Source organism: Chlamydia buteonis (genome assembly GCF_900634605.1).
GTDB classification, from domain to species: Bacteria; Chlamydiota; Chlamydiia; order Chlamydiales; family Chlamydiaceae; genus Chlamydia; species Chlamydia buteonis.
The window spans coordinates 359,573-386,314 of record NZ_CAAAFM010000001.1 but is presented as its reverse complement, the minus strand read 5'-3'; the positions used below and the strand labels follow the sequence as shown (position 1 = coordinate 386,314).

The following is a 26,742-nucleotide window of genomic DNA, read 5'->3' as shown; positions in this document are numbered from 1 at the left end:
TAAATAATTTTTATACTGCTGATGCTAAGCCTGAGCTAATAGCTTGGAAGGCTTTAGCAATTTGAGCACCTAATTTAGTTGCTTGTTGCTGCATTTCGTTAGCACTGTCAGTTTGTTTCGCGGCGATTTTACTGGCTTGTTGCCAAAACATAGTGAACATCTTCATCATTTCTGATTGTGCTGTTAGCATTCCTGTTTTTTTCTGTATGTCGGCAAGTTCGGTTTGTAGTTCGGATAATTTGAGATCCCCAATACCTTTAACTAAAGCTGGCACAGCTACAACCAGACCCATGCCTGCAGCTACCCATTTGTTTCCTAAAGCATTGATTACTTTAGATAGTTTAGGGAAGGATTTAGAAAGAGCTTTTTGCCCTGTTTGGAAGATCTTAGACATGTTTTTCATAAGAGTCTTCACAGCAGCTTTCACAGCTTGTTTGATAATTTGTTTAATACCTTGTTTTACAGCTGTTTTTACAGCTTCCATGATTGCTTGCTTAACAGCTTGCACAATAGCTGTTTTTATGGCTTGCATCACTGCTTGCACAGTAACTTGTGTTGCCACAGTTGTTGCTACGGAAGTTGCGGCGGCAGCACCAGCAGTGGCTCCAGCAGTTGCGGCAGCTGCCGCTGCGGTGGCTCCAGCAGCAGCAGTTCCTATAAGACCCAAACCACAGGTGAATAAAGCTGCAACAACTGAGACTACGGTGATTGTTACTGAAACAGCTATCATCACAGTGTTTACTGTCTCGAGAGTCTTGTTGCTTCCTGCCTTACTTTGAATCTCTTGCATTTTTCGGTATTCTTCGCGTTCTGAGTCAATCTTGAGTCCTTGAGATTCCAAAGATAAGCGGTTCATAGTTGAGGCTTGCGCTTGTGTACTTTGATAATCGGAAAGAGCAGAAGCCGTTGCTTCTCCAAGGGAGGCGATAGCTTTTGCTAGAGCCATGCTGATTTCCATAACTTCCTGTCTAGGGGTTATGGAGGGTTTAGGAAGATCAGGAGTTTCCAGTGCTTGAATTGTGGAGTTAGATGTTCCGTTGACAGCAGAAGCTACTAATGCTTGGATTTCTTGTAATTGTGAAGAATCCACAGAAGATAAAGAAGAGAGAGTGGTCTCTAATGTTTTGTTAGTCTCTTCAATAGTAGACTGGAGGTTTACAGCCTGGAAAGCAGAAGCTCCGGCGGCTTGGTTAGCGCCGGCTGCAGCTTCTGCGGATACAGTCTCTTGTCCTGCGGCAATCCCTTGTCCTGCCATCAGATTCTCTGAAGATTGTGCTTCAGAAACAGCCCCAGTTTTTTCCTTGCCCTGAGTTCCAGCGATACTAGCATCGCTCTGCATTTCAGCGTTTTTTCCCTGGCGAGTATGCTGAATTTGCTTAGTTTCATTACCAGCGAGTTTGTCTGGGTTGGGTACTGCTTGTGGTGTAGAAGCTAGCACCTGAGCCAGGATATTTTTCTGATTGGAACTATCTGGACCTGAGGTAGAAAGAGACATCTTCTAATTACCCTATGTTATCTAAAATTATTGTAAAACTAACGTCTATCAGAGATATGTTTGTTTACTGTTGAAGATAAGTTTTTTAAACCATGAAGTACTGAGGCGAGATCTTTAGCAAACTTAGCATCTTCTTTAGGATTGTTAAACAAGCCTTCAGTTAAACTCTCGATAGGTAGAGAATCTAAAGTGCCGTTTAGAGCAGCCATTATCTGAGCTAGTTGTTTTTCATCTTGAATCCCAGAAAATGTCTGAGCCAAAGGTAAATCTTTATAGATCGAGGAAACTAAATTCTCTAAGTTTGAGATAGCTTTTTCTTGTTTGTCTGTTCCCTTAGAAACTAAGGCTGGAGAGGTGTTAGTGTGTTTTGTAGACGTCTTCTTAGCCGTAGTCGTAGTTTTTTTTGTTTTTCTAACTTTTTTATTCATATTGGAGTTCTCCTAACCCTAGGTTAATTTTTTTTCCCGGAGGTTTTTTTTGCCGGCGTTTTTGATTTAGCAGAGGTAGTTTTTTTCTTTTTTGGAGTTGTGTCCGAGCTCTTCCCTTTAAGAGAATCTTTCATGATGTTACAGCGTTCTTTTAAAATTCTGTACTCGGGTTTGTTAGCACAGATATCAATAGTGATATCTAAGAAATCTCTAGATTCTTCGGTTTGGTCGATCTTCATTAAACTGTCAGCTATGTAATAGGGAGGGATGGGGTTATTAGGCTCCGCATCAAAAGCAAGGAAGAAGCCAAAGGCCGCTTCATTGTACATTTTGAGTTGATGATAACATGAGCTTAAGCCTAGGATATACTTGTAGCACTGGGGTTTTGAGGCTGTAAGGATTTGGAAAAGGCCAATGGCTTCATTGTATTTCCCTTGGGAATAAAAGCTGTAAGCTATTGTATAGATCTCTTCTAATAAAACGTCGGATAACCCTAGGATTTGCTGGAGAGTTAATCCGGCATCAAGTCCCTGTAAAATTCCCATTAAAGCTTGTTTTGTTTCTTCTTCTGTTGGGACAGGATATTTCTGTTCTAAATCATTAGCCTTAGCTTTTTTTTGTGCAGCAAGCTCAGCGAGTCGGCTACGTGTTTTTTTATTAAACGAGGCTGATGGCTTTTTAGAATTATTTGAAGTAGGCTTGCTCATTAATATAATTCCTAAAATTAAAATTATTTAATTCATAAATCAATTTTAAAATTAATTATTTTGAAAAAACAAGTTATTAATTGGATATAATTCAAGCTCTTTACAGATTATCATTTGATAAGTTGTTCTTGTTTTGTCTCTTAAGGATTATAAAAATTACGTGTCTTGACATTAGTTTTTGGGTATTTTACTTTTTGCTTTCGCAAGATCCTTTATTAGAATTTTCTATGGCTGCAAGACCCCTTATCCAACTACTCGATACAATTACCATCAATCAGATAGCTGCGGGAGAGGTAATTGAAAATGCTATATCTGTTGTTAAAGAGTTGGTAGAGAATGCTTTAGATGCTGGGGCTGATGAGATAGAGGTAGAAACACTTGGGGGAGGTCAGGGCCTTATTGTTGTTAAAGACAACGGCTGTGGGATGAGCTCTGAGGAGGTGACTTTAGCTCTTAAGCGTCATGCTACCTCAAAGATAGAAGAGTTTTCTGATGTGTTTTCATTATCAAGTTTTGGCTTTCGAGGCGAAGCTCTCCCTGCAATAGCATCTATTTCTAAAATGGAGATCCTTTCCTGTCCTAAAGGAGGAGAAGGGTCTAGAACAATAATCCACGGAGGAGAAGTTATTGCTGCAGAGGCAAAACCACGTCAGCTAGGAACAACTATTTCCGTAGATTCCTTATTTTATAACGTTCCTGTGCGTCGAGGGTTTCAAAAAAGCCCTCAAACAGATCGGGTAGCCATGAGAAAGCTGTTAGAAAATAGGATTTTATCCATAGAGGGTGTGGGTTGGTCTTGGATAAGCGAAAGACAGCAGGAATTTCATATACTTAAGCATCAAGGCCTTGCTGAGCGTGTCGCGTTTGTTATGGGCGAGGGTTTCATGCAGGAGGCTTTTAGAGTAGATAGGGTAGAGGAACCTGTACGTCTTGTAGGTTTTTTAGGTTCGCCGTCTTTCCATCGCCCCACGCGTTTAGGACAGCGGATTTTTATCAATGATCGTCCTGTAGATTCAGCGCTGATATCCAAGCAAATCAGTGAGGCGTATGCTATGCTCTTGCCTCCACAAAGATATCCTGTTTTTGTTTTAAAACTTTATCTTCCTCCAAAGTGGTGTGATTTCAATGTGCATCCTCAAAAAACAGAAGTAAGAATTCTTAAGGAAGAATTTGTTAGAGAATTCCTTTCAGAGTCTATAGGGGAGGTGTTAGCACGCTCTCAAGAATCTTCAATTTGTGAAAAAACATCCTTTACTTTGCCTACGCTGCGATTTTTTGATGGGCAACTTCTCGAGACCTCTTTAGAACAACAACCTTGGGAGCCTATGAGCTTACCCGTGACACGATTAGCAACACCTTCCATACGATCTGTTTCTTCCCCTGATTGCCAGCAGGAGATCCCTTCTATAGACACGCAGACAGAAATAGTTTGGGGAGAATCTCAAGGAGTGCGTTTTTTAACTTCATTAGGAAAAATAGTTCTTGCAGAGGACTCTGAAGGAGTTCATGCTATTTTTACAGAAGCTGCGCGTAAACATTTATTTTACCTATCTTTGCTGGAGAGCCAACAAGAATGCTACAAGAGCCAGTATTTTTTGGTTCCGTTATGTTTGGAGGTTACGCCTCAAGAGAGAGTTTTTCTTTTATCTCACATCGAAGAATTTAAACAATTGGGAATAGAAATCTCTCAAATAGGCCCTTGTGTATTTGCTATTGAAAGTGCCCCGACGTTCATAGGTGAAGAAGAGTTGAAATCTTGGATACTTTCTTTAGCAGCAGAAAGTCATACAAAAGTTGATAAAAAAGCAATGGCTCTTTTGATCAAAGAGGCTTTAACTCAAACCATATTTTGTAAAACACTACGAACATTCGATATTTCTTGGCTATCTTTGCTCTGGCAGATAGGTAAGCCGGAAAAGGCGTTTGATGGGGCGTTAATACGTCGATTAATTTTAGACGAAGATTTTATTAAGGAGTAAATTATGTTCCGAGATCGTATTGAAAGAGCTCAGGCGGCTCTCGTAGATTATGGTATTGACGGATTTATCGTAGAAAGAAGCGAGGATCTTGCTTATTTTTTAGATGATAAAGTGACCTCAGGAACTCTTCTTATAGGGAAAAATGAAGTAGTGTTTTTTGTCTATCGTATGGATAAAGATCTCTATGCTGATCTTCAAGGTCCTTCTCTTGTATTTTGTGATAGAAACATAGCAGAATTTCTCCTTCCTTATCTTGAGACAACAACATATCAAATTTTAGGTTTTGATAGTTTTCATACTTCATTTCATAGGTATCAAGAAAGAGAAAACGCCTCATGTTCTTGGGTGCCCATTAATCTATTTACAGAAAAATTGCGCAGCATAAAATCTGCGGATGAAATTGAAAAGATGCGCCAGGCGGCGACCCTCGGTTCTGAAGGTTATGATCATGTTCTCTCTGTGCTGCAAGAGGGCATAACAGAGAAAGAAGTTGTAAGACTCCTTCGTGTATTTTGGGCAAAGGCTGGCGCTGAAGGTCCATCGTTTTCTCCCATTGTTGCTTTTGGTCATCATTCTGCCTTTCCTCACGCAGTTCCTACCGATAGAGCCCTACATAAAGGAGATATCGTACTTATTGATATAGGAGTTTTGTATCAGGGATATTGTTCAGATATGTCCCGCACAGTAGCGTGGGGGCGTCCTGATTCTCGTCTTGTAGAAAGTTATCCTGCAGTAGTAGAGGCACAGCAAGAGGCTATGAAATTATGCCGAGCGGGTGCTCTATGTCTAGATATTCACGAAGAGGCCGCTCGCATTCTTAGGAAATATGAGCTGGAGGACTATTTTTGTCACGGCGTAGGCCATGGTGTGGGAAGAAATATTCACGAATATCCTTTACTATCTCCAAAATCTGGTACAACTACTTTAGAGACAGGAATGACCGTTACAGTTGAGCCCGGAGTGTATTTCCCGGGGATTGGCGGTATACGCATTGAAGATACGGTGTTGATAGATGGAAATAAAAATTTTAGTTTAACCAATCGACCTGTATCTACAGAGTTAGTTTTCTTATAAAAGTATTCTCTCTTTGTTTAGTTGTTTTTTAATGTTAAATACAGATGCTTTTGTTTGTATAAATTGATTTTTTTTCTCTAATCGGTTATCTTTTAACTTTATTTTTAGTTTGTTTCTAATATGCACCAGCTTTTTTCGATCGGATACAGCCTGATGAGTATCGCTGCTTTGCTCTGGATGGTGTGTGGCGTTCCAGATCATTTGGAAAATTTATATAATATTTCTTTGAATTTTGATGGTGCGAAAGAGAAACAAGACATGTTCCCTCAAGCTCAAAATGTCTCTAAAGGGATTTGGTTTTTGGATTTCCCGGAACTTAGGGAAAAGTTGCCAGATCTTAGACGAGAGCTTGTGTTTTTAGGAAGCAACAAACGCCCTGACGCGTGTGGCGGTAAGTTTTTTTTGGAATTAGCTACTTCTAAGGACGCTTATGTTGCTAGCGCCAATGAAAAAATTTACTTGCAGGTTGTTCCTTCTCCTGAAGGGGGGGTGTTTACTTTTAGCCCCGAAGGAAAGCCTACGGACTTATGGTTAGAGTGCCGTCCTTTGAGTACGGATAACCGTATAGAGGTAAAAGTCCGTTTGATGGGTGTAAATAGAGAGATGATTACCTCTCCTAAAGAAAGAGAAACCCTGTTTTTAAATGCTCCTGCTAGGGGGATTGAATCTTGGGAAATTGGTGGTGTTCGTGTGGATGCGAGTTTCCCTGTGAAGCAAAAGATTCGTCGTATAGGCTGTGACAAGTTCCTTCTTATGCACGGTGGCCCAGCTTACGCCGATAAAGCTGTTAAAGAACGCGTGGATTTTGTGTCTTTGTCTGATGAGAACTACAGTCGTTACCTCGCTGTTGGTGATATTTTACTTTGGAATGGAAATTGTTGGCAGACATGCGGGGAATTTCGCGGAGAGAGTTCTGAAGTGCCTCTTTTAGAGGTAAAGAAGATAGATGAGAAAGTCATGGTCATAGAAGTATGGAATGTTGGGGGAACAGCCCGGCAGTCTATGAGTTTGGTAAAAACTATGAGTTCTCCTATAGAGGTTGTTGAGATTATTAAAGAATTTGAATTTGTTGGGATGCGTTCTTGGTCCCGTCCTATCATACAGGCTGGCGGGCAGAGAATGATTCTTTCTCCTGATGATTGGGTGGTATACACAGGAAAGTCTTGGGAAAAGATCACACGAAAAGAACAGTTGGAAGATTATCTTTCAGGAAAGACTCAAGGGCCGTTATTGGTTTTTGATAAATTAGAAAAAGACTCGAGGGAGTTTGTTTTGCACGCTCATGTATTTAATGCGCAAAGGACTTTAGTAGAGGCTGTGACACTGCCATTAAAGCAAGGTTTTGATACTGGGTATTCGACTTCCAAAGAAGAGGCAATTCCAGGAAGGCAAGCTCTTGTGGGCAGCGAGGGAACTAATCGTGGGGGATCGTAAATGCGTTTTTGGCGTACTCCTTTAGTTTATTTCTTTGGATTGTCGGGTTTAGCTTGTTGCACTCCCGGCCTAGCTCTAACCGTTGCGGAAAAAGCTGCATCTTTAGAAAAATCCAAAGACTCTATAGATAGTTCCTTGGGTTTGGCTTCATTTAACGCAGACATGAAGGAATATAACCTTCAATTAAAGAGTCTTTATGAAGAAGCCGCCGCTTTACGTGCATCAGGTTGTGAAGATGAAGCTCAATGGAAAGGGCTTTTAAATAAGCTAACTGATGTAAAAAATCAAATTAAGCGTATCGAAAATCTTTGGTCTGCGGAAATTCGAGAACGAGGAGAAAATCCCGAAGATTATGCTTTGTGGCATCACCCCGAGGCTACGATTTATAATTTGGTTTCAGACTATGGTGATGATAATGTTATTTATCTGGTGCCTCAAGATGTTGGTTCGATCAAAGTTTCTTCATTATCAAAATTCACTGTTCCCAAAGAAGGTTTTGAAGAGTGCTTGACGCAGTTGCTCTCTCGTCTTGGAATTGGTATACGTCAGATAAGCCCGTGGATTAAAGAGCTCTATACAACGCGCAAAGAGGGATGTGGAGTTGCCGGTGTTTTCTCTTCTAGGAAGGATTTAGATTTACTCCCCCCCACCTCTTATATTGGTTATGTATTAAATTCTAAGAATATTGATGTACGTGCGGATCAGCATATTTTAAGAAAATTTGCTAATCTTGATACCATGCATATTGATGCGTTTGGAGGGAAGTTATGGGTTTTTGGCTCTGTTGGAGAAATTAACGAGCTGCTTAAAATCTATGACTTTATTCAAGCAGATAGTGTGCGTCAGGAATATCGCGTTGTTCCTTTAACAAAGATAGAAGCTTCCGAAATGATTTCTATACTTAAAGCAGCATTTCGAGAAGATATTACCAGAGAGGGTGATGAAGAAGGATTAGGTCTTAAAGTTGTTCCCCTGCAACATCAAGGGCGTTCTCTATTTTTAAGTGGCACCGCAGCTTTAGTACACCAAGCTATAGATTTGATTAAGGATCTTGAAGAGGGAATAGAAAATCCTACAGATAAAACAGTCTTTTGGTATAGCGTTAAGCACTCTGATCCTCAAGAATTAGCGGTCTTATTATCACAAGTACACGATGTGTTCTCTGGTAAGGAGGGAGGAGCCCCCTCATCTTCTGAAGCTATCCTTCGGGAAGCTGCCTCTACAATAAGTATCGATACCACTTCAGTGGGTTCTGTAAAAGAGGGTTCTGTAAAATATGGCAATTTTATAGCAGATTCTAAAACAGGAACTTTGATCATGGTTGTAGAGAAAGAAGCTCTGCCCAGAATCAAGATGCTATTAAAAAAGCTGGACGTTCCTAAAAAAATGGTGCGTATAGAGGTTTTGCTGTTTGAAAGAAAGCTTTCTAGCCAACGTAAGGCCGGATTAAATCTTTTGCGCCTTGGAGAAGAAGTTTGTAAAAAAACCTCTTCTACTATCTCTTGGACCAGTTCTGGGATTTTAGAGTTTCTTTTTAAAGGGAACACAGGTTCTTCTTTAGTTCCTAGTTATGATCTTGCTTATCAGTTTCTAATGGCTCAAGAAGATGTGCGTATCAATGCCAGTCCTTCTGTAGTTACCATGAACCAAACTCCTGCAAGAATAGCGATTGTAGAAGAGATGTCAATAGCTGTTTCTGCGGATAAAGAAAAGGCCCAATACAACCGTGCGCAATATGGTATTATGATCAAAATGCTTCCCGTAATCAACATAGGGGAGGAAGACGGGAAAAGCTATATTACCTTAGAGACAGACATTACTTTTGACACAACTGGGAAAAACGCTAACGAGCGCCCTGATGTTACTCGACGTAATATTACCAACAAGGTACGTATTCCTGATGGAGAGACAGTAATTATCGGAGGATTGCGTTGTAAGCACGCTTCAGATTCTCAAGATGGCATTCCATTTCTTGGGGAGATCCCTGGTGTAGGGAAGCTGTTTGGTATGAACTCTACAGCAGATAGTCAAACAGAAATGTTTGTATTTATTACGCCGAAAATTTTAGATAATCCTATAGAAAAAAAAGAACGGCATGAAGAAGCGATTCTTTCTTCACGTCCTGGGGAAAATACGGAATTTCGCCAGGCACTGTTTGCTGGAGAAGAAGCTGCAAAGGCGGCTCATAAAAAATTAGAACTCATTTCTGCTATAGAATTACCCGCGTCTCAAGTACAGGGGCTAGAGTATGATGGTCGGTAAGTCTTTACTCTCTCAAGAGCTTCTTAACGCTCTACCCTATAGCTTTCTAAAAAAACATTGTTTACTGCCATTAGAAGAGCAGGAAAACGGCATAACGATGGCTTATGCAAACTCTACCTCTCTTATGGCGAAAGATGAGGTGCAGCTGCTTATAAAGAAGCCTGTGCTTTTTATCCTTAAGGATGAAACGGATATCTTAAAAAGTTTACAAAAGATCTATTCGAATTTAGAAGGGAAGGCTTCTGACATGCTGTTAAGCATGAAAGAGGGGGGGGTCTCTCAAGCAAGTGAAGAAGAAGATCTTTTAGAAAATACAGATGCTGTTCCTGTAGTGCGTTTTTTAAATCTCATTTTAAAAGAAGCTATAGAAGAACGTACCTCGGATATTCATTTTGAACCTTTGGAAGATTCTTTGCGCATACGCTATCGTATTGATGGAGTCTTACACGATCGTCTTTCTCCACCCGCACATCTACGTTCGGCTTTGATCACTAGGATTAAAGTTTTGGCAAAGATGGACATAGCAGAGCATCGTCTTCCTCAAGATGGAAGAATAAAAATCCAAATAGGCGGCCAGGAAATTGACATGCGTGTGAGTACAGTTCCTGTGATCCATGGAGAGCGTGTTGTTTTGAGGATTTTAGATAAGCGTAATGTGATTCTAGATATCTCTGGATTGCAAATGCCTAAGAATATCGAAAAGTCTTTTAAAGAGGTAATTGCTGTTCCTGAGGGCATCCTCTTGGTGACAGGGCCTACAGGAAGCGGAAAAACAACAACTCTGTATAGTGTGATACAGCATCTTTCCGGCCCCTTTGCCAACATTATGACAATAGAAGACCCTCCTGAATACAAGTTGGCAGGAATAGCTCAGATTGCTGTGAAGCCTAAAATCGGTTTGTCTTTTGCATGTGGTTTAAGACATTTGCTTCGTCAGGATCCCGATGTTTTAATGGTTGGGGAGATTCGTGATCAGGAGACAGCAGAAATAGCGATACAGGCGGCACTAACAGGACACCTTGTTGTTAGTACATTGCATACTAACGACGCTATTTCTGCAATCCCCCGTCTTTTAGATATGGGAGTAGAACCCTATTTACTTTCGGCAACAATTATAGGTGTTGTAGCGCAAAGGTTAGTAAGGAAAATTTGTCCCATCTGTAAGGAGCGTTGTGCAGCAAGTGTTCAGGAGCAGGCGTTTCTACACTCTATAGGTATCGATGCTGATGTGCCGTTATATTGTGGAAAGGGATGTGCTCAGTGTTTCCGTTCAGGATATAAGGGTCGTCAGGGAATTTACGAATTCTTACATCCTGATGCAGCCTTGCGTTCAGAAATAGCTATGCATAAGCCCTATCACGTGTTGCGAGAATATGCTGAACAGAAAGGATTTCAACCTTTATTACAACATGGTGTCGCTCTAGCTCTTTCAGGAGAGACGACTTTGTCGGAAGTTTTCCGTGTTACGAAACGGTATGACTAAGTAGGGGGATAAAGATATGCCAAGATATCGCTACACCTACCTCAATGCTAAAGAGCGACGTAAACAAGACTGGATAGAAGCACTACATCTTCAGGAAGCGAGAGAAAAACTCTCTCAACAGGGTGTACAACTTTTGTCTATTCGAGAGGTTCCTCCTCGTCGTGTACGATTAAAAAATAGTGAATTGATCATTTTCTCAAAACAAATGCTACTTCTTCTTCGTTCGGGGTTGCCTTTATACGAAACTCTATCTTCACTTCGAGATCAATATCAAGGACAGGCGATGTCCGGATTGCTGACAGTGTTTATGGAAAACCTCCGTGGAGGTGGATCATTGTCACAGGCAATGGCAATTTACCCAGGGATTTTTGACAATTTTTATAGCAGCGCCGTTCTTGCTGGAGAAAGTGTAGGCAACCTAGATGGGTGTTTACAAAACATCATCATAGTTTTAGAAGAACGTGAGCAAATGACTAAAAAGCTTACAGCGGCGCTTAGCTATCCGATAGTTTTGTTAGTATTTTCTCTAGCTGTGATTCTATTTTTCCTTACGGGGGTGATTCCTTCGTTGAAGGAGACATTTGAAAATATGGAGCCCAACACTCTGACTTCTATAGTATTCGGTCTCAGCGATTTCGTGTGTAAATACAAGTATCTTATGCTAGGCCTTTTGGGATCGGGAATTGTGAGCATAATAGCTACACGACGCAAACCCTTCTGGAAAAAATGGTACGAGAACACTTTATTTTCTATTCCTGGAGTGAAGAATTTTTTTGTCAAATTGGGATTTAGTAGGTTTTGCTCTGTAGTTTCGGCGATTCTTCGTGGTGGTGGAACCTTGATAGAGGGATTAGAGCTTGGCTGTGGGGCTGTTCCTTATGACGTACTACGTGAAGATATGCGACAAATGATTCACGCCGTCATAGAAGGGAGTTCGCTAAGCAAAGAGTTGGCAAAAAGATCATGGGTGCCGAAATCAGCTTTGGGGATGGTTACTTTGGGGGAGGAATCCGGAGATCTTGCTGATGTTCTCGGACATGTCGCTCATATTTATAATGAAGATATTCAAAAAACACTAACCTGGATAACCTCGTGGTGCCAGCCAGTGATTCTTGTGTTTCTTGGGGGAATTATAGGGATAATTATGTTGGCAATACTTATCCCATTAACAAGCAATATTCAAATTTTATAGACAAACAGAGCAGAAGTTATGAAAAAACACAAACGTAAACAATCCATTACATTGATTGAAATGATGGTTGTTATCACATTGATCGGGATTGTTGGTGGAGCTTTAGCTTTTAATATGCGCGGTAGCATTCAAAAAGGCAAAGCTTTCCAATCAGAGCAAAACTGTGCCAAGGTGTACGACATCTTAATGATGGAATATGCCACAGGAGGAGCTTCTTTAAAAGAGATCGTAGACCGTAAAGAATCAGTTCTTGAAGGAGCTGCGTGGTGTAAAGAAGGGAAAAAATTATTGAAAGACGCCTGGGGTGAAGAAATCATTGTGAAGATCAATGACAAAGGTGACGACTTGATAGTGTTTTCGCAACGAGCAGCAGGAACAAATAGCAAGGATAGGTAAAGGTTACTATGGCGCTGCGTAAAAAGAAGATAAAGCGGGGTTTTCTGCTTATCGAGGTATTGATGTCACTGTCATTAGTTTGTCTAGTGCTTATGCCTTGTATTCGTTTTTACTGTGGGGTGCATAAATCTATCCAAGATGATGTTATCAATTTACAGTTGCCCGCTGTGATTGATTATTGTTTTTTTGCCGTTGAAGACAATATGCGAGAGCAAATGCTTAATGGAAATTTCCCTACATCAGGTTCGGGTGAGCTCTCTTGTGTTGTTTATACAAGCCAAGGGAATGGGATAAGGGTTCCCTATGTGTATTCTATGGAGATTCGCAAAGGAATGCGTGTAGAGACGAACACGGTAAAAGCTTGTTTTGCCGACGTAATCGTTGAGATTTTCCCTAATCAAAAATATACAACATCGGTGCAACGAAGTGTATGCGTAGTAGTATAACCTTTTTAAAAAAACAGAAAAGGTCCTTCCTTCTTATGGAGGTTTTGGTATCCATCACCTTATTAGCCGTGCTATTCGGTGTTTTAGGGTTTTGGCAAAGACACATGTTTTGCTCTACCAAACGCAATGAGCAGGCATATAAAACATTTTTACAGGAAAATTACGCATATAAGCAATTGCGGACTATATTCCGCGCTACATCTCAAATAGAAGAGATCCCGGGAGCACTATGTTCTGTAGTTTTTGATCGTGGGGTATACCGGGATCCTGATCTTGCTGGAGAAGTCGGGGGCTCGCTATACTATCATAAAGAGCAGGGAAGACTAGAACTTCAAATACGTAGTCTAAGAAATCACGGTAAGGTAGAAACCTCCTTACTTTTAGATAACGTCTCCCAAGTCGACATTGTTCCTCGGAGGAACAATAGTGATCCAGAGCTTCCTGAGAGGGTGCTGATGGTCATCCATCGCCATTTTCCTAAGAGTACTGAGCGCGTGTTGACATATCAATTTGCCTTGGGGAAATAACGATGCAGTCTTACATTTTCACTTTACTATGCCTGGCTTCTTTAGTTTCTATGGTGTCTTTTGATGCTGTAAATGCAAGAAAACGCTCAGTTTATTCGCGCATTGTAGAAAATAGTGAAAATCTCTTTACGGCACAACGCTCAGCCTGTGCAGAGGTAGAATATCAGGAAAAATCTAAAAAAATCTCTGCTGTGGAAAAGATTTCTAGAGATTCCGAAAATTCTTCTCCAAAAAAGACAGCCAAGGTAGCTACCACGAAAAAACGTAAATACCGCCTTCTAAAAGTTCCTTTTTCACGACCACCAAACAACTCTAGGTTTAATTTATATGCTCTTATGCAAGAGTCTCCTGAGGATTACGCGGATTCAGTATCCTGGCATGCATTATTTATACGCTTGTTGAGACGTGTTTATGTGGATACGGGATGCGTGCCTCCAGGTTCAGAGTATGCGGTTACGAAAGCTTTGCTAAATAAAAAAGAAGAGATTTTGCAAAGGGGGAAAAAATTTGGGGCCGATGTCATTGAAACTCTTACATTGCCCTCACAAGAGGCAGAGATTCTTTATATTATGCTGCGAGGCACTAAAACTGCCCAACCTCTACTTAATTTTCTCCATTATGAGGAGAAACCTCAAGGGATGATAAAGTTAAACTTGATATTTGCTGATCCCCTACTCTTAGAAGCCATTATAGATCACCCTAATGCTTATCGAGAGCTGGAAGCTCTCCGGGGGGGAATTTGGGAAAGTGTAAAACGGCAAGAACAATCCATTCAAGAGCATGGAGAAGCCGCTGCTTTAGAGCTCTTTAAAACACGAACGGATTTTCGTATGGAGTTAAGAGATAAGACTCAGATTCTTCTCTCACAATACGATCTGCTCCCTTTGCTTAATAAAAAGATCTTTGACTTCACCTTAGGAAATGCCGGAGACTATCTCTATCTCATTGATCCAGAAACAGGAGCTGTTTCTCGATGTCGCTGTTCTCTAAAGAGTAATAAATTATAATTAAAAATTTCTTATTTATCTTTAAATATTTTTTTTGATAATTGTGTATTATAAGTATTTTTAATAAAAAAAAGATTTTTAAAGGTAAGGCTATGGCAGATGAGACACCAAAAGAAAACTCTTCTTCAAAAGAGTCGTCCTCTCAGTTTGAGTCTTTGAAGCGTAAGGTGAAGGATTTGCATGCCAATCCTAGAGTAGGAAGAATGAAGAGGTTCTTTTCTCATCACGCTCGAGAAGCCGTCAGTGGAGCGCTAGTTCTATTTGGTATTATTACCGATTTTGTATCTTGGGTGGGTGGATTATTTGTCGCTTGCGGAGTAGTTTTAGCTTTTTATTCTGAGATTCGCGCAGTTTTGAAAAATCTTCAGAGCTATTATGCGAAAAATGGTCCTGCAAAGAATGCTCTTCTTTGTGGCTTATTGTTGTTCTTCCTTTTGAATGTTTTCCCTTTTACACTATCGTTTTTAGTCCTATGTTTGATTCTTATTTTACTTGGGGACAATAAGAACAATGATTCTTCTCAGAAACCTCTATAAGTTTGTAGAGTCTTAGCGAAATAAGCCGCTGGAATTTCGTGGCTTTTTCGCTGCATATTTTCTCAATATAAGATATTTTAGACGGTTCTCTCTAAAGGACTTTAGGGTTAGATCCAAGAAGCATGATAGGTGTTTCTTTAAACCACGCTAATGTGAAGTAGTCGATTTGTTTGACTATGAACCACCAAGAAAGAGTCAGGAATAATAGACCCATGAATGCTTTCAAGGCAGAAAGGAGATAGATAACCTGCACTTGTGGAGCCATTCTATTAATAATTCCTAAGAATAAGTCAGACATGAGCATAGCTACAGCTGCTGGAGCACTAAGCTGAATAGTCATAATAAGACATAACTGACACATTTTAATTAAGGTAATCCAAATAGGAGCATCTAGAGACATCATCTCCATAGGGAGAAATTTATGAATAGGAATGACCTCTAGAGATTGTAGTAAAATCGTTAAGACAATTCTATGTCCACCTGATAACCAGAAAACTATAGTCACAAAATAGTGATAAAAGATCCCATGAGGCGAGGTTTGCTCAATAGAAATTAACGATGTCGCTCCTTCTAAACCCTGAATACCTTGTTGGTTGGTAATAAAGGAGCCTGCAGATTGTGCAGCATAAAAAGGAAAAGAAAGAATAAAACCGATTAATGTGCCAATACAAATCTCTTTTACAATGAGAATATAGAACACATCGTCATCAAGATAATTGGCTATATGGGTGCTCATCAATACTTTAGGAAAGATGATCGCCACCCAGGAAAGCGCAATGCCAATTTTAATAGGCGCTGGGAATAGTTTCCCCCCAAGGAAGGGAACTATAGCAAATATAGGAAGTAATCTAGACAAAAGCAGCAAAAACACACTCCAAACATAAGCCGGAGGCTTTTGCAAAATGTAATCAAGGTATTTAGAACCAAAAACAGAAACAAGCTCTGGTAAAGAGATTGCCATAGCTGTTTATTTCCATTTATAAAAGTTTTGGAAGATCTGAGAAGCAAAACGGAAAATCATATTGCTTAGCCACCCCCCGGAAATCATCAAAGTGCCAAAAATAACAACTAACTTAATAGCAAACGCAAATGTTTGTTCTTGGATTTGTGTTGCTGCTTGGAAAATGGCAACCATGATACCAACAATAGAGGCAAGGATAATAGGAGGCGCAGAGATAATCAAAATCAGTAACAATGACTGATATGAATACTCAAAGAGCATGGATTTAAAGCTTGCGGCGAGTGTTATCACGGCATATCCCTATTTAAAGCTAATCATGAGACCTTGAAGTAATAACGTCCAACCATCCACCATCACAACAAGAAGTAATTTTAAAGGTAACGAAATAGATAATGGCGAAAGCATCATCATTTGCATAGCTACCAAAACGTTGGCTGTTACTAAATCTATTACAAAGAATGGTAGGTAAATGAGAACGCCTATTTCAAAAGCATTTTTAATCTGCCCCATAATAAAAGCAGGAATGACAATCACAAAATCCGAAGCAGTCATATGTTCTCGGATCTCTGGGGGAAATGTTTTTTGAGAAATCTTATAAAAACTTTGGATCTGACTTTTTGGCGTATTGCGTATTAAGAATGACCGTAAGGGTTCTTTGGATTTGTTTAGTGCTACGAAAACCGTTTCCGCTCCTTCTGCTGAGAATAAATCTCTAGGGATAGTATTTCCTTGAATTTCTTTCCTAGCGTCATTGTACATAGCAACTCCGGTAGGGAACATCACGTAAATAGAAAGAATCAATGCTATCCCATTAAGGACCTGGCTGGGTGGAGTTTGCTGTACGCCTAAAGCGTTTCTTAACAGAACTAGCGTAATAATAATTTTCAAATATGATGTTAGCAGCATCATCAGGAAAGGTGATAATGCTAGGAAAATTAAGATGACTGCTTGAGTAGTCAGATCAGGATAGGTATCGGAAAAACTTCCTTCGGACAGGTGTTCCCGAGGCAGAACATCGTCAGCCGTGACTCTTTCTCGAAATGTAGGTTGGGGGTAAGTTTTGTTTACTTCAGGTTGTTGAGAAATAACAGGTAACTCTGTAGGTTTAGAGGAATTACAACGAGACGAACAAGAGGTATCGTATAATCCGTTATCTGCAAGACACCACGGTGCGCTCAAGATAAACATACACAGGAAAGTACGAAAAATGAAACGCATGATGTCAAATACCTTTATTCTTGCTTGTCCTGAGCTTCATCTGCAGACACTTCTTGCTTAAGTTGAGCTTCATCTACAGGATTTTGTTGTTTTAGTATAGTAGAGAACGCTTTTTCTAAAGCAGCTAATTGTACATCCAACTGAGCGTTTACTATACCCGCTTCTGTTTCTATGACACAACCTCCTTGTGTCACATCCGCTTTAGGAGCAATGATTAATGTATCAGCATACTCAACGATTTTCTTCAATTCAGGGCGGTTTTGCTCAACAATTGCAAAATCTTTGGGGTTTACGTGGATAATAATTTTTTTATGTTGAGTGAGTTCTTTTAATGCTTTAGCAATAATAGAAACAATGGCTTCTGAATGGATTTCTAATTCTTTACCAAGAATCTTTTTTACACTAGCAATGGCTAAAGGAACAAGAGCTTCTTTAACTTTATTACGAAGACTGTGAGTTTCTTTTTCTAAATAGGCAAGTTGAGAATTCCATTGTTCACAGCCTTCTTTAAAGCCTTGCTCTTTTGCATTTTTACGTAATACTTCACATTCTTCTTTTGTTTCATTAGTGTAAGATTCACTATCTTCTTTTGTTTTTTCTAAGAGTTCTTTAGCGTCAAGCAGAGCTGAAAAAGCCTCCGGAGCAAGGACTTTTTTATTCGGTACGACTTCGTCATGTTTAAAAATTAGACTAAAAAACTTCATTCATTTAACAGCGCATAAAACCCTAAGATTTTTTAATGTTTAGAGAGGAAACGCTGCTCCTTTTTTTCGTTATTTTCATTCCTTATTATTAATGCTCAACTCATATGCAAGGGAAAAAGAGAAAGTCTCCATTATTGTTTGTTCATGCTCTGAGTTTTGGAGATCTTACTGTACTAAGATCTTAATGCATAATTCTAACTGGCTCTTAAAATAGTCTCTGTGGGGATGTTCATAGGATTTTCGTAGAGCTTGTTCAAAAATATACCCCCGACCGATATCCAATCTTCGTAGAAAATACCAAAGGAAAGAGGCATCTTCTTTTGCTAATGCTATAGCAAGAAATTGGAGTCCTTGTTTGTGAATAAAATTGCGGAAATCATTATCACTATCCCAAGAGACAAGAAATTCTGTAGTTTCAAGATGTTTCATAGGGTGCGATTGGCAATAAGACAAAAATAGTTGCTCTGTAGGAGAAAGGATCTTATGCACGCGATCAATAATTACTTTATCAACAATGTTTCTTAGTTCTTTCGCTATTGCAAACAATCCTAAGCAATTAATCAACGTCATCTTTGTCGTTCCGGAATAATACAGCATGGCATTGAACGGCGAAGCAGGAAGAAATATCTCTTCGATAATCCCCGGAGGACGGATTTTTTTGCTCAACATATCTAATAGGTAGAACGCACCAAAATTAGAGCATCGTTGTTTAGTAATAGAAATTCCTGGTAGCAAGGGAAGCAATTCTTGAACTAAAGAATCAGGAAGCCAAGAGAGTAGTTGGCGTTGTATTACTTCTGGAAAATCTTTAATAGCAACGCTAATCCATGAAGGATGAATTGTTGCCAACCAACACATAGTGAAGGATAAAGAACTAAGAGGAACATCCTCATGATGTGTAGGTGAGATTAAGAGATCCTCTGGCAAAAAATTTGCAAGATCGTCTTCTTTGGAATACTTCATTAAGATGTTCAACGTTCCAAAAGTGTTGGCGGTCACTAGACACCCTCATTTTCTTCGTTTCCTTCTGTTGCCTCTGGTGCATTGTCTTTAGGACCTTCTGTATCCTCTGGATTAGGTTGAGCTTGTCCTTCTTTTTTCTCTCCAGCACCTTCTTCGGGTTTCTTAGTCTCTAGGGCAACTTTAGAATAGGGAGCTGGGTCGAAAAAACCTTTTGCTCCACCTAAGGAAAGAATCAATGTATGCGTTTTCCAAATTACCCAAAGTAATCCACAAGAGATAATAAATAGGGTAAGTATTAAGAAGTAAAAGATTAAACGGAATTTACCCAATGAAGATTTTGCTAGGATGATGCCCCATACGGAGACATAGTCAATTTCATCCGTCAATCCCCAAGGGCCATTAATAGTAATATCACTATAGGAGGCTCGGTCACTAATTACAGAAACGTTCTCTGTAGACAGCCCTGGAACAGCACTGGCGACCAAGCGTTTAATTTTAGAGACCATAATGCTATTAGGGTTATCTAAAACTCCACGATGCTTAATGTAAACTGATGCAGTTAAAGGAAGATTGTCTTCAGCTTCCGTTGTGAAAGAAATTTGTACACTAGCGTCAACAATCCCGTCCATTTTTCTAATGGTAGAGGCCATTTGCTCAGAAAGACCTTCTTGATACCGGATCTTTTCTTGCATTTCTGATGGGACAAGACCTTGTTTGGCAAATAGATCTAAGAGGCTTGTGCCTTTCATTCTAGGAAGACCAGCCTGATTTAAAATTGCTAATGCTTCTGTAATTTGCGCTGCAGGAACAGAAATATCCCATAGTTGTTCTGTAGAGGCTCCTCCTGTAGAAGCAGCAGCCTGTGGTTGCTTTTGTGCGGCGACACCTTTGCTAACAAGAAGAACGACAATCTCATTAGCTTCTCTTCCTGGAAGCCCATGAACGATGAGCGATCTGCTGTTACAACTTGTACAGCAAAATAAGGTCATTATAAAGAATAAGCAACAAGAAATAGAACTACGAAACATAACCCACGCATACCTTTTTACTCACCATAACAAAAGGGGGGATTAGTGCCAATCGTGAACATTAAGCATTAAATATGTTTTTGATTTCTATCAATATGAGATCGAAAAAGTTCTTTAATATGAAGTTATAGTTATATAAATTTAGATCTAAAAAAGCCTTTTAAAAACACAGTCGCTTTTAAGAAAGTGAGAGCGGAAATGCACATGAGTTCTAAATTTTTTCTGTTTCATGTTGTTTATTTTCCATATCGTGTAAAACAATATCAGCGTTGAAGCTCGATCTTACGAAAGGCCCTGCATAAACAAAGAGGCCTAAAGATTCTCCTACTCTCCGGTAGTAATCAAAAGTCTCAGGAGTAACATAGCTCTTTACTGGTATGTGCAATCTTGAAGGACGTAAGTACTGCCCTATTGTGACAATACGTACACCATGATTTGCAAGATCTTTTAATGTTTGTTTTACCTCGCTTTCTTGTTCTCCCAGACCCACCATGATTCCTGATTTGATTTTAAGATCTGGGAGGTATAATGCGGCTTGCTCCAACATAAATAAAGAACGCCGGTATGTTGCTTTATGTCGCACTACAGGGGTGAGACGTTCGACAGTTTCAACGTTGTGATTATAAATGGTTAATCCAGAATCTAGCAGGGTATGCAATGCATCGACATTGCCTTGAAAGTCGGAAGCAAGCATTTCTATAGTAGATTCAGGGAGCTCTTGATGAAGAGTGTCAATAATACGTACCAAACAACTCGCCCCTCCATCTTCTAAGTCATCGCGAGCTACCATAGTTAATACAATATGCTTAAGCTGAAGGATCTTTGCTGATTCTGCTATTTTTCTAGGTTCATCAGGATCCGGAGGTAGAGGTTTTTTTGTGAAATCAATATTACAAAATCCACAACGTCTAGAGCAAGCATCTCCTAGAGCTAAGTATGTTGCTGTCTTTCTTGACCAACAGCGAGTGCGATTAGGGCAGAGCGCTTCCTCGCATACTGTAGCCATGCCAGTCCGTTTTATAGTTGTGCCGGTATAGTCAAAGACTGAGCCTTTAGGTAAAACTTGCCTTAACCATTGAGGGAGACGTTCTGAGAGACGCTTGCCTTGTTTGGGTTTTTGTATTTCATTAGGAGTGTCATTCATAGTTTTGGAGGAGGTAAATGAAGAGGGTGATTTGTTGCTAATAACGCACTCTCAGCCCAAACCTCAGCAAGTGTTGGATGAGCGTGTATAGTTTCATAGATACAAGGTAATGTAAGTTCATTACGTATAGATAGGGTCATTTCTGCAATTAATGATGCTGCGTGCGGACCGACAACATAGGCTCCTAGAATTTGTTGTGTAGTCTCGTGGCTGATGATAGCTGCAAAACCATCAGCTTCTGCCATGGCAACAGCTTTCCCAATGGCTTTAAAAGGAAACTTTGTAAGTTTCGCAGGAATGCCTTGTTGTTGTGCGGCTTCTAAAGAAAGACCTACCATAGCAACTTCGGGGAAGGTGAAAATTACTGCAGGCACTGCAGAATAATCCATAATTTCATTGTGGCCTGCAGCATTTTTTCCTGCGACAATCCCCTGATGAGAGGCAACATGAGCAAGTAACCATTTCCCTGTAATATCTCCAATAGCGAAAATATTCGTGACATTGGTTCTCATAGTCTCATCTACAGGGATAATACCACGGTCATTACGAATGACCCCTGCATTATCTAAACCTATATCAGTAGTATTGAATTGACGTCCGATCGCGACAAGAACATAATCATATTCTTCTGTTTGTTCGTTTACAGTGATTCTTACACGATCTCCCATATCTTCAAGTTCATTAATAGAAGCTTTAGTGATTATGCGGATTCCTTGTCGTGAGAATTTGTCCAACATGGTTTTGGAAATATCCACGTTATTTACCGAAAGGATCTGATCAGCGACTTCTATGATAGTAATTTCTACTCCTAAAGTATTAAATAGGGAGGCAAATTCACAACCAATGACACCACCACCGATAATAGCGAGTTTTTTAGGAAGTTCTGTAAGGTTTAAAATGCCCGTAGAACATAGAATGCGAGATGAAAATGGCACACCGGGGAAAGGGCGGGATTCTGAACCTGTAGCTATGATAATATACTTACTTTTAATTACTGAAGTATCTTGACCTTTTACTCTTACCTCTGTGGATGAGATTAGCGATCCTCGACCATTCAATACAGTAATTTTATTACTCCGTATCAGACCTTCTAATCCTTGACGTATTCCGTTGATGACCGCATTTTTTCTTTGAACCATTGCGGGATAGTCTATGGAATAGCCGTCAATATGTATTCCAAATTGCTTTGCATGTTTAATTTGAGAAACAATTCCTGCACCTACTAATAGGGCTTTAGATGGAATACAACCACGATTTAAACATGTCCCGCCGGCTTGTTGTTCTTCAATAAGTGCTGTCTTTAATCCTTGTTGCGCAGCAGTAATTGCTGCAACATAACCACCAGGTCCAGCACCAATAACAACACAGTCAAAATCTGTACTCATATTTTGTTCCCAATTCTCGTAAGTATCGAAATTTAAAAGTCCTTAAGAAGATGTTTTTAAGACGCTAGGTCTTAGTATTATTTTATGAGGAGCTTTTTGCTTATTCTAGATCTAAAGATTAATTTTCAGCATTGATTTTTTCCCAATAGAAATTATAATTTAAGTTATGTACTGTAATTATCTGTAATGCGTACAAATTGACATAGAAGAAACTTTCTGTTTCTTTGTATTAAACCCTAAGTTGGGGAAGGTAGGTTGCCATGCCGTTTGCTAAAGAAGCAGAGATGCAGCGCACGTGTTGGAAGTGTGAAGGTAGCGTATCCATGCACATGCCCCAGTGTCCTTATTGCAGCGCATTCCTTCAAGATCCTCCAATAGCTTCAGGAGGATTTTCTTCGTGCCACATTTCTTTCCCAGAAGGCTCTGCAAAGGGAGAATCTGAAGATCTTTTTGCTGTTTCTTCAGAAGATTGGGAAGCTGTTCTTAGTGATCAAAATACTTTCCAAAAGCCTACCGAACAATCTGAATCTGATTGGAGTTGGTTACAGCATTGGCCACTTGTTGCGCTATTTTTAGGGGCAGGGCTTCTTGCCTTTGCGATGATTATCCTGTTGTTTGCTACCGATGCTGGATTGACTTTGACGTGGCCTAAAAATCGTGCCTATGTTTATGGACTTTTAGGTGCTATATTTACTTATCGGGGCTACTTAAAGCTTTCTCAGTAAATTTTTGCAATTTTCCCTGAGTTTTAGAACAGAGATGCTTCATCTTCTTCTGAGGTATTACTTATAGTCCCATCTACTCCACCACGTTCGTCTTTGTATGATAGAATGGTAATGAGGTCTTCTCGATTTAACATGTGGAGAATGTTCGAATCTTGAGTAGAAATCACCTTGTCTAATAGACGAATTTTCTTTTCAATCAAGTAGTGGATACGTTCTTCTAATGTATCCTCAGTCATGAGTTTATAAATAAATACAGTATTTTTCTGTCCTATTCTATGGACACGATCCAAAGCTTGATTTTCTTTGGCAGGGTTCCACCAACGGTCGTACATAATTACGACATTTCCAGCAGTGAGGTTAATTCCTGTTCCTGCTGCGAGTAACGAGCCTACGAATACTCGACACTCTGGATCTGTAGTAAAGTATTCTATTTCCTCTTTTCTATTTAAGGATTTCCCTTGAATAGAGGCATATTTCACCCCGATCTCTTCAAGATATAACATGATAATGCGAATCATGTGAATGTATTGTGAAAAGACAACCACTTTATAGCCTGATGATAATGAATCATGGAGAAGACGTACAAAAGCTTCCCATTTCCCTGATTCATGTTCTCTGTATTTATCAGGATTTTTAAAGAAAATAGCAGGATGGTTACAAATTTGTTTTAAGTGATTCAACAATGCAAATACGTGGAGGTAGTTGACTGTTTGTTCTTCTGGGGATTCCAGTTGTGCAATTTGCGCTTTTTCTCTTTTCAATGTAGATAGATACAACTTCTTCTGTTCTGGAGACAAAGTGCAAGGAATAATCGACTCTACTTTTTCAGGAAGTTCAGGAAGAACAAGTTTTTTCGTTCTTCTTAAGATGAAAGGCCGAGTTAATTTTAATAACAAATCTTGAGAAGGGATAATTTCATCATCTACTTCAGCAGTATGCTTTTTTGTGAAGAGCTTTTTAAATAAAGCATCTGATGGGAGGTAGTTGGGGAGAATGATATCTAAGAGACCTTTAAACTCTAGAAGGTTATTTTCTATAGGGGTGCCTGTTAAACCCAATTTCATTTGGGAGTCCAATCGACAAAGAATCTTGTGAATTTGGCTATTTTTGTTCTTAGCCATATGAATTTCATCGAATACCGTTACGGTAAATGAAATCTTGTAAAACTTGGCATAGTTTTGTCTTAGAGTGCCATATGAGGTGATAATCACATCGACAGGAGGCAGATGTTCAGGTTTATTCGGACCATGAAAAGAAAAAATACTTACTGTAGGCAAATGCGTTGCTAATGTGTGTTCCCAGTGAGGGAGAACGCTTGTTGGACAAACAACAAGAAACTTGGGACGTTCTGTAGGTTCTGCAGATTGGAAAACGATATCTAATAGGGCTGTAGCTTGGTGTGTTTTCCCTAATCCCATCTCATCACAAAGTAGTCCAGATAGACGGTGGTTGTACAAGAACCATAACCATAATAAGCCACTGTTTTGGTACGGGCGCAGCTTATGATCAGTAGAGAACAGACTTTGTGGAATAGGAGGAAGACATGCCGCTTTAAGTTGCGAGAAGAAAGCTAGATCAGATTCACTGGCTTGAATTTTTTCATGAGTAGATAACGGAGCTAAAGCATCCAATTTAAAAATATCAGTAACTGTCGCTATTACGGTGTTTTCAGGGATTAGACACTTTTGAGAAGAAATGAATTGTTTTAAAAATTGGAATAGGCAGTCTTGGAAATTTAAGAAACCTGCCTTAGTAAAAGCAAAAGCTCTTTTATTTTTTAGGGCTTGTAGTGCCGTACCTAAAAGTATAGAACCGATGTTCGTTTTGAGTTCTAACTGCAAATGCAAAGGAGAGGATGGGTGAGGACGTGTTATGGATCGTATAACAAGCTCAAAAGTTTCAGGTAGACAAAGCTGAGGATTTACAAATATCAGCTTATCGTTTTGGAAATTCTGATTAATAAAATCAGGGACTTGTTCTGGAGGAATTTTCTTTGGTAGGGAACATAATGACTGCAAAGGAGTTGGGAGTAAGTTAAATCCGAGATTTTCTCGATAAAGGAAAACACCAAATAACCGACAATTTTCTTCTTCGAGCCCTTGAAATACTGGCTTTAAATATAACCCAGACCCCTTAGTTTCTTTATGTACTTCAAACAAGAGATTTTTTAATGGTGGTGTAGGAGCAAAGAAGTTAGGAATAGTCCTTAACACAACCTCATGCTTCATAATGAAGCTAGGAATTTGGTCGGCCTCTACGATTAAACCATCTTGAATCTCTAGATCAGCTTTTCTTTGTAAGAAGAAACCTTGCCCCGAGTAATATGTCCAAGGGCCATAATGAATGTCGATAGCGGCAGGATCACCTGTATTGTAATGGAATAACAGAACGCCTTGTTGTGTAATGTTATATGTTAGTTGCCCTTTAGGAACTTGGTCAGTAAATACTTCGAATCCTGGTTCTCGAATTAACGAACCCTCGTTATTTAAAAACTCTTCAACTTGATCTGCTTTAATAATAAATGAGATTTGAGGAGAGAGTAGTCCTTCTATTGTGAATAGTCCTCTTTCGGGCACATAGCAAAAATCCGGGTAGATTAATTCCCCATTTTCTAAATCGCCAGGGGTGTCTAAATATGCTGAAAAAGATAAAGAAGAATCCCTTAAGAAATGGATGGAGTAGCGGATAGGTCGTTTCTCAGCGTCATAATGTAGTAGAGATAGTATCTGTTTTTTCAATGTTGCGGGAAGCAGGGAAATTACATAGATAGAAACAGAAGTTTCTTGTGCAGGCAAAATTACCAGTTGAGATCCTGCTATATAACCGACGGAACCCAGTTCTGTTATAGTCTGAGTTTTATAATCCTGTTTTACAGGGTTAATTGTGAAATATATTTTAGATTCTTCAGGAGCTACACGCACGTTTGTGACAGAAAAATCTTGATAATTTCCAGGAAGAGACGTTTGTGCGAAATTGATTTTAGGAAATAGGTATTCTAAAGTAGCGAAATCTAGAATCTCTCCTTTTAGAGAGATCCCTTCCCATTGTAAAGAAAATCGCGAAGGGAATCCTTGATTATTTTCAATAAGATCTAACTGTGCTCCTGCTTCGGCGAAGAAAAAGAAGCGTTTTGCTATACGATATAGGGCGGATTGTGGGAAGGTTTTCTCAGTAGGGGTGTTAGGCTCTTCAGATTGATGGACGATAGGCAACCATTCTGTAAAAGCTTCGGGAGACAGTGCGGAAATCTCTAAAGTGACATGAGAAGATGTTATAGAATAGTGTTTATCACCATCAGCGTGTAGCCGCGCTTCCTCTATGAATAACTTAAAGAATAGTGCATACCAGAAAGATAAGTTAAATTTATGGTGTAGGGGTAACCATCCGTGTGCGTCATAAGCAGAGAAGAACGCGGTCATCAAATGAACACAACAATCCCCATCAGGGCAACTGCATGAGGCAAAGGTCAGATTGTCTATGTTACTGAATTTTAACGTGCTGACCCAATCTCCATCGGGAGAATCTTCATCAGGAATTCGGATATTGTAACAATCTCCAGAAAAATCTAAAGCAATGTCGTGGCGATTCGTAGCGAGGTAATCCATCGCTGTTTGACGAAAGCCAGCTAAAGCGTTTAAAACCATAACT

Annotated in this window: 24 protein-coding genes; 12 read left to right on the top strand and 12 right to left on the bottom strand. The window is 39.6% G+C overall.

Features of this window, described 5'->3' with window-relative positions:
- Positions 1-10 precede the first annotated feature (10 nt).
- Genes E1N70_RS01675 through E1N70_RS01665 form a run of 3 tightly spaced genes read right to left on the bottom strand, consistent with a single transcriptional unit; the run spans position 11 to position 2,630 of the window.
- Entirely contained in the window at positions 11-1,495 is a 1,485-nt protein-coding gene (locus tag E1N70_RS01675) for a secretion system protein (protein WP_131743843.1), read from the bottom strand.
- A gap of 38 nt (positions 1,496-1,533) precedes the next feature.
- Positions 1,534-1,923, bottom strand: a complete 390-nt coding sequence (locus E1N70_RS01670) for a hypothetical protein (RefSeq protein WP_131743842.1) — start codon at positions 1,921-1,923, stop codon at positions 1,534-1,536.
- A gap of 23 nt (positions 1,924-1,946) precedes the next feature.
- A complete protein-coding gene (locus tag E1N70_RS01665) occupies positions 1,947-2,630 on the bottom strand; it encodes a SycD/LcrH family type III secretion system chaperone (RefSeq protein WP_131743841.1) in 684 nt (227 codons plus the stop codon).
- A 227-nt stretch (positions 2,631-2,857) separates the two neighbouring features.
- Between E1N70_RS01665 and mutL the strand changes: the two genes are divergently transcribed.
- The 11 genes from mutL (at position 2,858) to E1N70_RS01610 (ending at position 14,966) form a co-directional block, all read left to right on the top strand.
- Positions 2,858-4,609 (top strand): DNA mismatch repair endonuclease MutL, encoded by a 1,752-nt coding sequence (gene mutL, locus E1N70_RS01660; protein ID WP_131743840.1) that lies wholly within the window; start codon positions 2,858-2,860, stop codon positions 4,607-4,609.
- Positions 4,610-4,612: 3 nt separating this feature from the next.
- Positions 4,613-5,683 carry an aminopeptidase P family protein gene (locus tag E1N70_RS01655; RefSeq protein WP_131743839.1) on the top strand — a complete coding sequence of 357 codons (1,071 nt, stop codon included), beginning with the start codon at positions 4,613-4,615 and terminating at the stop codon, positions 5,681-5,683.
- A gap of 120 nt (positions 5,684-5,803) precedes the next feature.
- Positions 5,804-7,117, top strand: coding sequence for a hypothetical protein (locus E1N70_RS01650; RefSeq protein WP_131743838.1), 1,314 nt, complete (start codon positions 5,804-5,806; stop codon positions 7,115-7,117).
- Positions 7,118-9,379: a secretin N-terminal domain-containing protein gene (locus tag E1N70_RS01645; RefSeq protein WP_131743837.1), complete on the top strand. Its 2,262-nt coding sequence runs from the start codon at positions 7,118-7,120 to the stop codon at positions 9,377-9,379. It abuts the gene before it with no gap.
- The gene (locus E1N70_RS01640; protein ID WP_420836553.1) at positions 9,366-10,862 is read left to right on the top strand and encodes a GspE/PulE family protein; all 1,497 of its coding nucleotides are present in this window, start codon (positions 9,366-9,368) and stop codon (positions 10,860-10,862) included. The genes E1N70_RS01645 and E1N70_RS01640 overlap by 14 nt, the downstream gene beginning before the upstream one ends.
- 16 nt (positions 10,863-10,878) lie before the next feature.
- A complete protein-coding gene (locus tag E1N70_RS01635; RefSeq protein ID WP_131743836.1) occupies positions 10,879-12,054 on the top strand; it encodes a type II secretion system F family protein in 1,176 nt (391 codons plus the stop codon).
- Between the two features lie 18 nt (positions 12,055-12,072).
- Positions 12,073-12,450 (top strand): type II secretion system protein, encoded by a 378-nt coding sequence (locus tag E1N70_RS01630; protein ID WP_131743835.1) that lies wholly within the window; start codon positions 12,073-12,075, stop codon positions 12,448-12,450.
- Positions 12,451-12,458: 8 nt separating this feature from the next.
- Entirely contained in the window at positions 12,459-12,896 is a 438-nt protein-coding gene (locus E1N70_RS01625; protein WP_131743834.1) for a type II secretion system protein, read from the top strand.
- A gap of 35 nt (positions 12,897-12,931) precedes the next feature.
- A complete protein-coding gene (locus E1N70_RS01620; RefSeq protein ID WP_244201099.1) occupies positions 12,932-13,423 on the top strand; it encodes a DUF1494 domain-containing protein in 492 nt (163 codons plus the stop codon).
- Positions 13,424-13,425: 2 nt separating this feature from the next.
- Positions 13,426-14,430: a hypothetical protein gene (locus E1N70_RS01615; protein ID WP_131743832.1), complete on the top strand. Its 1,005-nt coding sequence runs from the start codon at positions 13,426-13,428 to the stop codon at positions 14,428-14,430.
- 92 nt (positions 14,431-14,522) lie between these two features.
- Positions 14,523-14,966 carry a hypothetical protein gene (locus E1N70_RS01610; RefSeq protein ID WP_131743831.1) on the top strand — a complete coding sequence of 148 codons (444 nt, stop codon included), beginning with the start codon at positions 14,523-14,525 and terminating at the stop codon, positions 14,964-14,966.
- 91 nt (positions 14,967-15,057) lie between these two features.
- On the opposite strand, the gene E1N70_RS01605 is transcribed toward E1N70_RS01610, so the two are convergent.
- The 8 genes from E1N70_RS01605 to lpdA all read right to left on the bottom strand — a co-directional run bounded on the left by E1N70_RS01605 (position 15,058) and on the right by lpdA (position 22,369).
- A complete protein-coding gene (locus E1N70_RS01605; protein WP_131743830.1) occupies positions 15,058-15,927 on the bottom strand; it encodes an EscT/YscT/HrcT family type III secretion system export apparatus protein in 870 nt (289 codons plus the stop codon).
- A 6-nt stretch (positions 15,928-15,933) separates the two neighbouring features.
- Positions 15,934-16,218 (bottom strand): type III secretion system export apparatus subunit SctS, encoded by a 285-nt coding sequence (sctS, locus tag E1N70_RS01600; protein WP_117274675.1) that lies wholly within the window; start codon positions 16,216-16,218, stop codon positions 15,934-15,936.
- 9 nt (positions 16,219-16,227) lie between these two features.
- The gene (sctR, locus tag E1N70_RS01595; RefSeq protein ID WP_131743829.1) at positions 16,228-17,145 is read right to left on the bottom strand and encodes a type III secretion system export apparatus subunit SctR; all 918 of its coding nucleotides are present in this window, start codon (positions 17,143-17,145) and stop codon (positions 16,228-16,230) included.
- A 14-nt stretch (positions 17,146-17,159) separates the two neighbouring features.
- Entirely contained in the window at positions 17,160-17,849 is a 690-nt protein-coding gene (locus tag E1N70_RS01590) for an HrpE/YscL family type III secretion apparatus protein (protein ID WP_131743828.1), read from the bottom strand.
- 165 nt (positions 17,850-18,014) lie between these two features.
- Positions 18,015-18,848 (bottom strand): hypothetical protein, encoded by an 834-nt coding sequence (locus tag E1N70_RS01585; protein WP_131743827.1) that lies wholly within the window; start codon positions 18,846-18,848, stop codon positions 18,015-18,017.
- Positions 18,848-19,840: a type III secretion system inner membrane ring lipoprotein SctJ gene (gene sctJ / locus E1N70_RS01580; protein WP_131743826.1), complete on the bottom strand. Its 993-nt coding sequence runs from the start codon at positions 19,838-19,840 to the stop codon at positions 18,848-18,850. Before sctJ ends, E1N70_RS01585 begins: the two co-directional genes overlap by 1 nt.
- A gap of 211 nt (positions 19,841-20,051) precedes the next feature.
- Positions 20,052-20,984 (bottom strand): lipoyl synthase, encoded by a 933-nt coding sequence (gene lipA, locus E1N70_RS01575; RefSeq protein WP_131743825.1) that lies wholly within the window; start codon positions 20,982-20,984, stop codon positions 20,052-20,054.
- Complete coding sequence (gene lpdA, locus E1N70_RS01570; RefSeq protein ID WP_131743824.1) at positions 20,981-22,369, bottom strand: dihydrolipoyl dehydrogenase; 1,389 nt, start codon at positions 22,367-22,369, stop codon at positions 20,981-20,983. The genes lipA and lpdA overlap by 4 nt, the downstream gene beginning before the upstream one ends.
- Positions 22,370-22,629: 260 nt before the next feature.
- On the opposite strand from lpdA, the gene E1N70_RS01565 reads away from it, so the two are divergent.
- Positions 22,630-23,094 (top strand): phage holin family protein, encoded by a 465-nt coding sequence (locus E1N70_RS01565; RefSeq protein WP_131743823.1) that lies wholly within the window; start codon positions 22,630-22,632, stop codon positions 23,092-23,094.
- 23 nt (positions 23,095-23,117) lie between these two features.
- Here E1N70_RS01565 and E1N70_RS01560 read toward each other — a convergent pair whose 3' ends face one another.
- Positions 23,118-26,738 carry a DEAD/DEAH box helicase gene (locus tag E1N70_RS01560; RefSeq protein ID WP_131743822.1) on the bottom strand — a complete coding sequence of 1,207 codons (3,621 nt, stop codon included), beginning with the start codon at positions 26,736-26,738 and terminating at the stop codon, positions 23,118-23,120.
- Between the last annotated feature and the right edge of the window lie 4 nt (positions 26,739-26,742).

What these genes read in the sequence shown, in the direction of transcription:
- E1N70_RS01675 (WP_131743843.1), bottom strand. Translation starts at nt 1,495, where the DNA reads ATGTCTCTTTCTACCTCAGGTCCAGATAGTTCCAATCAGAAAAATATC.
- E1N70_RS01670 (WP_131743842.1), bottom strand. Translation starts at nt 1,923, where the DNA reads ATGAATAAAAAAGTTAGAAAAACAAAAAAAACTACGACTACGGCTAAG.
- E1N70_RS01665 (WP_131743841.1), bottom strand. Translation starts at nt 2,630, where the DNA reads ATGAGCAAGCCTACTTCAAATAATTCTAAAAAGCCATCAGCCTCGTTT.
- mutL (WP_131743840.1), top strand. Translation starts at nt 2,858, where the DNA reads ATGGCTGCAAGACCCCTTATCCAACTACTCGATACAATTACCATCAAT.
- E1N70_RS01655 (WP_131743839.1), top strand. Translation starts at nt 4,613, where the DNA reads ATGTTCCGAGATCGTATTGAAAGAGCTCAGGCGGCTCTCGTAGATTAT.
- E1N70_RS01650 (WP_131743838.1), top strand. Translation starts at nt 5,804, where the DNA reads ATGCACCAGCTTTTTTCGATCGGATACAGCCTGATGAGTATCGCTGCT.
- E1N70_RS01645 (WP_131743837.1), top strand. Translation starts at nt 7,118, where the DNA reads ATGCGTTTTTGGCGTACTCCTTTAGTTTATTTCTTTGGATTGTCGGGT.
- E1N70_RS01640 (WP_420836553.1), top strand. Translation starts at nt 9,366, where the DNA reads ATGATGGTCGGTAAGTCTTTACTCTCTCAAGAGCTTCTTAACGCTCTA.
- E1N70_RS01635 (WP_131743836.1), top strand. Translation starts at nt 10,879, where the DNA reads ATGCCAAGATATCGCTACACCTACCTCAATGCTAAAGAGCGACGTAAA.
- E1N70_RS01630 (WP_131743835.1), top strand. Translation starts at nt 12,073, where the DNA reads ATGAAAAAACACAAACGTAAACAATCCATTACATTGATTGAAATGATG.
- E1N70_RS01625 (WP_131743834.1), top strand. Translation starts at nt 12,459, where the DNA reads ATGGCGCTGCGTAAAAAGAAGATAAAGCGGGGTTTTCTGCTTATCGAG.
- E1N70_RS01620 (WP_244201099.1), top strand. Translation starts at nt 12,932, where the DNA reads ATGGAGGTTTTGGTATCCATCACCTTATTAGCCGTGCTATTCGGTGTT.
- E1N70_RS01615 (WP_131743832.1), top strand. Translation starts at nt 13,426, where the DNA reads ATGCAGTCTTACATTTTCACTTTACTATGCCTGGCTTCTTTAGTTTCT.
- E1N70_RS01610 (WP_131743831.1), top strand. Translation starts at nt 14,523, where the DNA reads ATGGCAGATGAGACACCAAAAGAAAACTCTTCTTCAAAAGAGTCGTCC.
- E1N70_RS01605 (WP_131743830.1), bottom strand. Translation starts at nt 15,927, where the DNA reads ATGGCAATCTCTTTACCAGAGCTTGTTTCTGTTTTTGGTTCTAAATAC.
- sctR (WP_131743829.1), bottom strand. Translation starts at nt 17,145, where the DNA reads ATGCGTTTCATTTTTCGTACTTTCCTGTGTATGTTTATCTTGAGCGCA.
- E1N70_RS01590 (WP_131743828.1), bottom strand. Translation starts at nt 17,849, where the DNA reads ATGAAGTTTTTTAGTCTAATTTTTAAACATGACGAAGTCGTACCGAAT.
- sctJ (WP_131743826.1), bottom strand. Translation starts at nt 19,840, where the DNA reads ATGTTTCGTAGTTCTATTTCTTGTTGCTTATTCTTTATAATGACCTTA.
- lipA (WP_131743825.1), bottom strand. Translation starts at nt 20,984, where the DNA reads ATGAATGACACTCCTAATGAAATACAAAAACCCAAACAAGGCAAGCGT.
- lpdA (WP_131743824.1), bottom strand. Translation starts at nt 22,369, where the DNA reads ATGAGTACAGATTTTGACTGTGTTGTTATTGGTGCTGGACCTGGTGGT.
- E1N70_RS01565 (WP_131743823.1), top strand. Translation starts at nt 22,630, where the DNA reads ATGCCGTTTGCTAAAGAAGCAGAGATGCAGCGCACGTGTTGGAAGTGT.
- E1N70_RS01560 (WP_131743822.1), bottom strand. Translation starts at nt 26,738, where the DNA reads ATGGTTTTAAACGCTTTAGCTGGCTTTCGTCAAACAGCGATGGATTAC.